Below are 1,831 nucleotides of genomic sequence, written 5' to 3'. Positions count from 1 at the left end.
CGACGGGCGTGGCGGCGGCGTCGGCGTCGGCGGCCGCCAGGTCCACGGGGAGCACCCCGCGGCGACGGTCGGCGTGCGCAATCGCCGCGGCGACGAGCCCCCGGAACAGCGGATGGGCCCGCGTCGGCCGGGACCGGAACTCCGGATGCGCCTGCGTGCCGACGTAGTAGGGGTGCACGTCGGCGGGCAGCTCCACGACCTCGACCAGCCGGCCGTCCGGCGAGGTACCGGAGAAGACCAGCCCGGCGGCGGCGAGCCGCTCGCGGTAGTCGTTGTTGACCTCGTACCGGTGACGGTGACGCTCGGCGACCTCCGGCAACCCGTACTCGCGGCGGGCGACCGTGCCGGGGGCGAGGGTGCACGAGTACAGGCCGAGGCGCATCGTGCCGCCCATGTCCCGGGTGCCGGCGACGACCTCGTGCTGGTCGGCCATCGTGGCGATCACGGGATGTGGGGTGTCGGACACGAACTCGGTGGAGTTCGCCTCCTCGAGGCCCGCGAGCCCGCGGGCCGCCTCGATGACCATGCACTGCAGGCCCAGGCAGATACCCAGGGTCGGCAGCCCGTTCTCGCGGGCATGCCGCAGCGCGGTGAGCTTGCCCTCGATGCCCCGGATCCCGAAGCCGCCGGGAACGATGATCCCGTCGACCCCGTCGAGCAGCGCGGCCGTCTCCTCCGCCGAGGAGCACTCGTCCGAGGTGATCCAACGCAGGTCAACCCGGGTATCGGTGGCGAACGCGCCGGCCCGCAACGCCTCGGTCACCGACAGGTAGGCGTCCGGCAGGTCGACGTACTTGCCGACGATCGCAATCGTCGCCGAGTTCGTCGGATGGTGGACCCGGCGCAGCAGGGTGTCCCACTCGGTCCAGTCGACGTCGCGGAACGACAGCCCCAGCCGGCGCACCACGTACGCGTCGAGGCCCTCCCGGTGCAGCACCCGCGGGATGTCGTAGATCGAACTCGCGTCCGGTGCGCCGACGACCGCCTCGTCGTCGACGTCGCACATCATCGCGATCTTCTTCTTCAGCGCGTCGGGCAGCGGCCGGTCGGAGCGGCAGACCACCGCATCCGGCTGCAGGCCGATGCTGCGCAGCGCCGCGACCGAGTGCTGCGTCGGCTTGGTCTTCAGCTCCCCGGACGGGGCCAGGTAGGGCACCAGGCTGACGTGGACCGTCAGCGCGTTGTCCCGGCCGACCTCGTGGCGCACCTGGCGGATCGCCTCCAGGTAGGGCAGCGACTCGATGTCGCCGACGGTGCCGCCGACCTCGGTGATGACCACGTCGACGCAGTCGTCGGCGAGCCGCCGGATCCGGTCCTTGATCTCGTCGGTGATGTGCGGGACGACCTGCACCGTCTGGCCGAGGTAGTCGCCGCGGCGCTCACGGGCGATGACGGCCGAGTACACCTGGCCGGTCGTCACGTTCGCGCTGCCGTCGAGGTTCACGTCGAGGAACCGCTCGTAGTGCCCGATGTCCAGGTCGGTCTCGGCTCCGTCGTCGGTGACGAACACCTCGCCGTGCTGGAACGGGTTCATCGTGCCGGGATCGACGTTGAGATAGGGGTCGAGCTTCTGCATCGTGACCCGCAGTCCGCGAGCCTTCAGAAGCCGCCCGAGGCTGGATGCGGTCAGTCCCTTGCCGAGACTGGACGCGACCCCGCCGGTGACGAAGATGTGCTTCGTAACATGCACCTGGCCCACGTGAAACTCCCGTGGTCACGCCGCCGGTCCGGACCCGACGCCTCCACGGGACTTCACGGTAACACCTCCCCCGTGAGGCGCCTTCGGCGCATCACGGGGACCCCTGGTTCTCGGCGTCCGAGCGGGGTCCCG

Annotated in this window: 1 protein-coding gene; it reads right to left on the bottom strand. The window is 70.9% G+C overall.

All coding sequences use genetic code 11. The features are described 5' to 3' along the window. Positions 1-1,699: CTP synthase (locus ND748_RS26775; protein ID WP_251748988.1), on the bottom strand; the 1,699-nt coding region annotated here is incomplete at its 3' end. Positions 1,700-1,831 lie beyond the last annotated feature (132 nt).

The sequence above is a fragment of the Frankia sp. AiPs1 genome (genome assembly GCF_023716945.1).
GTDB lineage: Bacteria > Actinomycetota > Actinomycetes > Frankiales > Frankiaceae > Frankia.
The sequence above is the reverse complement of the archived record's forward strand: the minus strand, read 5'-3'. Positions and strand labels throughout refer to the sequence as shown.